This window comes from Nostoc sp. CHAB 5715 (assembly GCF_020829685.1).
Lineage (GTDB): Bacteria > Cyanobacteriota > Cyanobacteriia > Cyanobacteriales > Nostocaceae > Nostoc.
The window spans coordinates 1-7164 of record NZ_JAIVFR010000321.1; the positions used below are offsets into that span (position 1 = coordinate 1).

Here is a 7164-nt window from a genome sequence, read left to right on the forward strand (position 1 = left end):
AGTGAAAATTACAGCATTCAAATTTGAGCTTTTACCTAGATTTTCTATCTGCCCTTGAATTTGTGTTGGTTCATCTTTGATAATTGTGTAGGCTCCTACAGCATGGTTAGCACCAAGGAGTAACTGCTGAATTAGCTGGCCACTTTTGTCTGTTTCAAAAGTGCGTGTATCGCTGACAGTAACCACAGCACAAGTTACCGTAATTTCTAGCAAGTCTGGGTGGGGTTGTGGCATTATATGTCACTCATGAATTTTGACTAATGGATAATTGGGCATGGTAAATGGCGCACTCATTAAACATGACAATTCCCCATGCCCCATGCCCTCTGCCCTATACCCTATGCCTCATTTTTGCTCAGTCCCAGATCGTTTTCTTCAGCATACCGTTCCATGAAGCGCATAAAGCGATCCCATTCTTGGGCAGATTTCATGACGTAAAGTGCTTCTAATGCTTCCGGTTTCCCGTTGATAAATTTAGCTTTAACTTCACGGGTAATTATCTCTCCTTCTTGGTCAATCAGGTACATTCCGGTAATATCTTCGGTGCTACCTTGATCTAAAATCTTTGGATTGGTAAAAATAAACGTCGCTGTGCCACTGTCACCAGTGCGCGATCGCGTCAAGCGCACCTCTGGAATTACTTCTTCGTCAAGACCTCTAGAAAACTGGATTTTCGCCATGATGACTAAATTTAAACTTTTGTGATGGTTAATTTAATATTCTCTCATCAATTAGAACACCACGGTCTAGAGGCTACTGTTATTCATCTTTTTAGTGTATATACTTAAATTGCTTCTTTTTCAAGTAACAAAGTTACTGGTCCATCATTTTCAATTGTAACATGCATCATTGCACCAAATTGACCTGTTTCCACCTGCAAACCGCTAGCTTTTAACTTGGTAACAAAACGATTATACAAATCTGCTGCTGATTGGGGAGCGGCTGAACGGTCAAAAGAAGGGCGGCGACCTTTGCGACAGTCACCGTAAAGGGTAAACTGACTGACTACTAACAAATCGCCACCAATTTCTTGTACAGATTTTTGCCAGCGATCGTCACCTTCCTCGTCAGGAAACAGCCGTAATTCCAAGCACTTACGCACCATCCAGTCGATTTCAATATCAGTGTCGGTATTGGCTATGCCTACGAGCAAATTTAGCCCCCGCCCAATTTTACCGACAATTTCACCGTTAACTGTAACTTGAGATGATTTGACTCGCTGGATAACAACGCGCATTTTAATCTAAAAGTTCATCAATCTTTCAATTTTAGAGCGATCGCATTCTTAAACCGCAAACTAAATATAGAAACAATGAGCGCTTATCATCTGATAAAATCTCTTAATGTTCGATAACGTTTGTAAGTTCCTTGCTGAAACTTTCTCTAGTGACTTTGCCACTTGGCTGTTAGGAGAATCTATTACCCTGACTGAATTAAGTCCTTCTGAACTTTCTCTTGAACCAATCCGCGCCGATGCGCTGATATTGCTCCAATCCGATGAAGTTGTGCTGCATTTGGAATTCCAAACCCAACCGAAAGCTGATATTCCCTTTCGGATGATTGATTATCGGTTGCGAGTATATCGCCGCTTTAAAAGTAAGCGAATGCCTCAGGTAGTGATTTATCTGCAACAGACAAATTCAGAACTTGTGCAGCAAACCACATTCACTTTAGAAGAAACCTCTCATAGGTTCGAGGTAATTGGCCTTTGGGAGCAACCAACAAGTGTATTTTTGGAGCATCCAGGATTATTACCATTTGCGGTGCTAAGTCAGACAAATAACCGCACTGCTACGTTACAACAAGTTGCTCAAGAAATTTCAGAAATTACCGATCAACGTATCCAAAACAATATTGCAGCCTCAGCCTTTATTCTGGCTGGGCTAGTATTAGAGAAAGAGATAATTCAACAATTGCTGCGGAGGGAACTTATGCAGGAATCAGTAACTTATCAAGCTATCCTTGCTGAAGGTTTAGCCGAAGGTCGTGCTGAAGGTCGTGTTGAAGGTATTGCTGAAGGTCGTGCTGAAGAAGTGCGGCGTGTAGCGATAAATTCGCTCAAAGAGGGAATCTCAGTGGAAATAGTGGCGAGAGTGACAGGGTTATCCGTGGAGCAGGTACAGCAGTTAGCAAGTGAAGAATCTGGTAATGCAGGGAAATGAGGAAGCGATGTCTACGACGGGCTACGCCTACGCTATTATCTCATTTTCATTGCTCAAAATCGATGGCGGAGGCATTAAAAACGCATTCCCAGGTGGAACGGTGGAACCTGGGAACGAGTACGAATATTAAACTCCTAACAGACGCGATTAATCGCGTCTCTAACTTTTATTTCCCAAACCCTTTACCGCGAGAGGTTGAAGGTAGACAAATGCAGTTTTCGAGTTGACTAATTAAAGTCTCACGATCCAAATTTTGACCAATTAGCACGATTTGGTTTTTTAGTTTACCTTTCCATTCATCATCATCCAAGGTAAAGCGTTTACCGCAAAGGTGGAAAATGTGACGCTTCGGACTTTCATCAAACCACATAATTCCCTTCGCTCGGAAGATATTTGAAGGTAGCTGGTTATCTAAGAAATACTGAAACTTTCTAATAGAAAAAGGCTTGTCACTTTGGAAAGAGATGGAAGTAAAACCATCATTTTCTAAATGGTCAGAATGATGGTGATCGTGGTGATCGTGGTCATGGTCGTGATGATCGTGACCGCATGTTGAGTGATCATGATCATCATGGTCGTGATGTTCATGAGCATGATGGTCGTGTTGATCTACCACTGTGTCAAAATATTTATCAGACTCAAACAGACCAACACTGAGAATTAACGGAAGTGGCACTTGCGATCGCGTGGTGCGAAGAATTCTCGCTCCTTCCTTAACTTCGTTAATTTTTGTTTCTAACTCATTCAAAGTGGCTTCATCAACCAAATCAGTTTTGTTCAGTACAATTACATCACCATAGGCAATCTGGCTGTATGCCGCCTGAGAGTTAAATAAATCTAGGCTGTAATTTGCCGCGTCTACTACGGTAATAATCGAATCTAAGCGAGTTAAATCTCGCAATTCTGTACCTAAAAATGTTAGAGCTACTGGTAGCGGATCTGCCAATCCAGTTGTTTCCACTACTAGATAATCTAGATTTTCTTGGCGTTCTAAAACTTTGTAAACTGCATCTACCAAATCATTATTAATAGTGCAGCAGATACAACCATTATTTAGCTCCACCATGTTCTCACCAGTGGAAACAATTAGCTCGTTATCGATGCCAATTTCGCCAAATTCATTCACGAGAACTGCGGTTTTCAAACCCTGTTGGTTGTTGAGGATATGATTGAGTAAAGTCGTCTTGCCACTACCGAGGAAACCCGTAATAATTGTTACTGGCATTCCTTGTTTGGGCGTATCCATTGCCGAAGATTCGGGTGTAACTGCTGATTGCATAGCGCTGTTATCAAATAGTCAAAAAATAGTAATGTAGCGCAGATAGTCCAGAAAACACTAGCGCCGCTACGCGAAAGTCAAAAGGAGCCAGTGCGTTGCGCGGGTTCCCCGCGTTGTTCGCGCAGCGTCTCCCCTTGGGAGAAGCAACTGGCTCTCAAAAGTCAAAAACACTTGATTTTTGGGCTTTCGAGATTTTGTCCAATAGTATGTTGATTTCCGCCTTGACGTACTAGCATAGGGATGCTGGACTGTCATCCCAGCTGCTTTACCCTATTATTACGTATCTTCTTATTTCAGCATTACTCTGTTATGACCCTAACCCTTTACAATACCCTCACTCGTCGTCAAGAACCGTTTGAAACAGTCGAAGCAGGCAAGGTTAAGATGTATTACTGCGGCGTGACGGTGTATGACTACTGCCATTTGGGTCATGCTAGAGCTTGCATCGTTTGGGACGTAGTGCGCCGATACCTCCAGTTTATCGGCTATGAAGTGCGATATATCCAAAATTTTACCGATATTGATGACAAGATTCTCAATCGAGCCTGTGTTGAACATTCATCAATGGAAGCTGTAGCCGATCGCTTTATCAAAGCATATTTTGAGGATATGGCGCGATTGGGAATCAAAGAAGCTGATGAATATCCCCGCGCTACCCACACGATGAATGGCATTCAACGCTTAATTCATGAGTTGGAAAATAAGGGTTTTGCTTACCCTGCTGACGGCGATGTGTATTATGAAGTGCGACAGTTTGCTGAGTATGGCAAGCTTTCTGGACGCAAATTAGAAGATATGCAAGCCGGGAAAAGCGATCGCGTCAACGTAGAAGATCCAGAATATCAGAAAAAGAAAGACCCCTTCGATTTTGCTTTATGGAAGGCAGCAAAACCAGGAGAACCAGCTTGGGAATCACCTTGGGGTGCAGGTCGTCCAGGGTGGCACATTGAATGCTCGGCAATGGTGCGCGATCGCTTGGGTGATACCATAGATATTCATGCTGGTGGTGCTGACTTAATTTTTCCTCATCACGAAAACGAAATTGCCCAATCTGAGGCTGTTACAGGAAAACCCCTGTCGCGTTATTGGTTACATAACGGCATGGTGAAGGTAGATGGTGAAAAAATGTCCAAATCTTTGGGCAACTTTATCACTATTCGAGAATTACTGGATCGAGGAGTTGACCCGATGGCAGTGCGGTTGTTTGTGCTAACCGCTCAATATCGCACACCCATAGATTTTACTGACGAAGCGATCGCCGCAGCAACCAACGGTTGGCACACCATTAAAGAAGGTTTACTCTTCGGCTACCAATACGGTAAACAACTAGGTTGGGGAGTGGGGAGTGGGGAGTGGGGAGTAGGAACAGCCTCACTACTTCCTGAAACTATTGAACGTTTTCAAGAAACTGTGAATAACGACTTTAATTTTCCTGGTGGGTTAACAGTGCTGTTTGAATTAGCTAAAGAACTGCGCCGTGAGGGGCATATTCTTGTGCATGAAGGGAAAACCGAAACTTCCCCTGATGAGTTAAAGCGTCAATGGCAAACTCTCGTCACATTGGCTGGAGTTTTAGGTTTAGAAGCCGAGATAGAAGCAGAACCTGACAAGAGTAATGGTTTAAGCGATGCGGAAATTGAAGCGAAAATTCAGCAAAGGCAAGAAGCACGTAAAGCCAAGAATTTTGCCGAAAGCGATCGCATTCGTGACGAACTCCAAGCAGAAGGTATTACGCTAATTGATAGCCGTGATGGCACGCGCTGGCATCGGAATTAGGGAGAGTGGGGAGTAGGGAGTAGGGAGTAGGGAGTAGGGGAAAATTCCCCATTCCCCATTCCCCATTCCCCATTCCCCATTCCCCACTCCCCACTCCCCACTCCCCACTCCCCATTCTCTTAAATTATGTGGTCTGAACTTAAAAAAGCGATCGCTAGTTTCGATATTCCTGCTGATTGGATTGGTATTAGAGCCGTAAAGCAGACTTCTACAACCCGTTCAGTCCGTGACGGCTTACCCCAACTAAACGGCAAATCCTTCACTGTAGGAGCGATGCTGGAAGTTTTGGTAAATGGCTGTTTGGGTTATGCAGCAACTAACTCTCTAGAACTGTCTTCCTTACAAACTGCTGCCGAAACAGCCTATAAACAGGCACTAGCAGCCAGTGAATGGTGGATACATCCCTTCCGTGAAAGTGAGCGCCCTAAAGTCGTTGGTGAATATAAATCTCCATACCTTGAGCCATTGAATGCTTTGAGTCCGGGAGAAATCAACGATTTACTGGTTCGGATTTGCCAAACCCTGAAAGTTGATGACAAGATTGTGCAAACCATAGCCAGTGCTAGCACCATTGAGAGAGAGTCTTGGTTTATTAGCAGCAACGGCTCAGAAGTCTATCAACAAATTCTATCTATAGGCACTCATTATGGAGCCACCGCCCAAGATGGTGCGGTTGTACAGCAGCGCAGTAACAATGGTTCTCACGCAAACTATTACCAAGGCGGACTAGAACTTTTAAAACAAGAAAACTTATGGCATCGGGTGCGACAAATTGGCGAACAAGCAGTAGAACTCTTGACAGCAGAAGAATGCCCAACCACTCGTACCAATTTAGTTTTAGCCCCAGACCAAATGATGCTGCAAATCCATGAAAGTGTCGGGCATCCCCTAGAAATTGACCGAATTTTGGGAGATGAGCGTAACTATGCTGGGGGCAGCTTCGTTAATAAAAGTGATTTTGGTAACCTAGTATATGGTTCGCCACTGATGAATATTACCTTTGATCCTAACGTGCGTGGCGAATTTTCTAGCTATGGCTTTGATGATACCGGTGCTGTAGCAACAAAGGAATATTTGGTTAAAGAAGGAGTACTGCAACGGGGTTTAGGCAGTCTAGAGAGTCAAGCAAGAGCAGGTGTAGCAGGAGTTGCCTGTGCGCGTGCTTGCTCATGGAATCGACCTGCGATCGATCGCATGGCAAACTTAAATTTAGAGCCTCTAAACGCTAGCTTTGAAGACATTATTGGCGGCATAGAACACGGCGTTTACATGGAATCTAACCGATCTTGGTCAATTGACGATCGCCGCTACAAATTCCAATTTGGTTGCGAGTACGCTAAATTAATTGAAAACGGTAAACTTACCAAAACCCTTCGTAATCCTAATTATCGCGCCACAACACCAGAGTTTTGGCATAGCTTAATCCAAGTCGGAGATGCCACAAACTGGCAAATGTATGGTACTCCTTATTGTGGTAAAGGAGAACCAAATCAGGCTATTTGGGTAGGACATGGTTCACCTGTTTGTGTATTTGCTAATGTCGAAGTTTTTGGTGGAGGAACTTGAAGAGGACACGGGGACACAGAGACATTTTCATTCTCCGCGCCCCCACTCCCCACTCCCCGCTCCCCACTCCCTATTAATATTTAATATCTATGAAAATTGAGGAATTATCTGCGTTAGAAGTCAGCTTTAATCAACTGATTGAAACTCTGCTGATTAAAAAAGCCGAAAGTGAACAATTCACTGTAAAACTCAGCAGTGAAAGAAGTCAATTTACTCGTTTCAATCATGCGAAAGTGCGACAAACTGGTTGTGTTGCTGATGGTTGGATCGAACTGACTTTGATGGCCAATCAGCGCAGCAGTATTCGGCAGTTTCCTTTTACTGGAAATTGGGAGGTAGATTGGCAGTTAGCATATACTGCTTTGCAGGAACTACGTGACG

The 7164-nt window shown here is 43.7% G+C and carries 7 protein-coding genes and 1 pseudogene; 4 read left to right on the forward strand and 4 right to left on the reverse strand.

All coding sequences use genetic code 11. The features are described from left to right. From LC574_RS18480 to dtd, 3 genes are all read right to left on the reverse strand, one after another. Positions 1-234, reverse strand: a 234-nt coding sequence (locus LC574_RS18480; RefSeq protein ID WP_267871588.1) for a molybdenum cofactor biosynthesis protein B, incomplete at its 3' end; no start/stop codon positions are given. 104 nt (positions 235-338) lie between these two features. Further along, entirely contained in the window at positions 339-680 is a 342-nt protein-coding gene (psb28, locus tag LC574_RS18485) for a photosystem II reaction center protein Psb28 (protein ID WP_229454856.1), read from the reverse strand. 104 nt (positions 681-784) lie between these two features. Further along, the gene (dtd, locus tag LC574_RS18490) at positions 785-1237 is read right to left on the reverse strand and encodes a D-aminoacyl-tRNA deacylase (protein WP_229454857.1); all 453 of its coding nucleotides are present in this window, start codon (positions 1235-1237) and stop codon (positions 785-787) included. 106 nt (positions 1238-1343) lie between these two features. Between dtd and LC574_RS18495 the strand changes: the two genes are divergently transcribed. Continuing rightward, on the forward strand, positions 1344-2162 hold the full coding sequence (locus LC574_RS18495) for an Rpn family recombination-promoting nuclease/putative transposase (protein WP_229454858.1): 819 nt from the start codon (positions 1344-1346) through the stop codon (positions 2160-2162). Between the two features lie 166 nt (positions 2163-2328). On the opposite strand, the gene LC574_RS18500 is transcribed toward LC574_RS18495, so the two are convergent. Beyond that, positions 2329-3441 carry a GTP-binding protein gene (locus LC574_RS18500; protein ID WP_229454859.1) on the reverse strand — a complete coding sequence of 371 codons (1113 nt, stop codon included), beginning with the start codon at positions 3439-3441 and terminating at the stop codon, positions 2329-2331. A 309-nt stretch (positions 3442-3750) separates the two neighbouring features. Here LC574_RS18500 and cysS point away from each other — a divergent pair, with 309 nt between their 5' ends. From cysS to LC574_RS18515, 3 genes and pseudogenes are all read left to right on the forward strand, one after another. After that, complete coding sequence (cysS, locus tag LC574_RS18505; RefSeq protein ID WP_229454860.1) at positions 3751-5217, forward strand: cysteine--tRNA ligase; 1467 nt, start codon at positions 3751-3753, stop codon at positions 5215-5217. Positions 5218-5343: 126 nt separating this feature from the next. Continuing rightward, positions 5344-6783, forward strand: a complete 1440-nt coding sequence (locus tag LC574_RS18510) for a TldD/PmbA family protein (protein ID WP_229454861.1) — start codon at positions 5344-5346, stop codon at positions 6781-6783. A gap of 89 nt (positions 6784-6872) precedes the next feature. Further along, positions 6873-7164 (forward strand): annotated as a pseudogene (locus LC574_RS18515) (TldD/PmbA family protein); the annotation flags it as partial.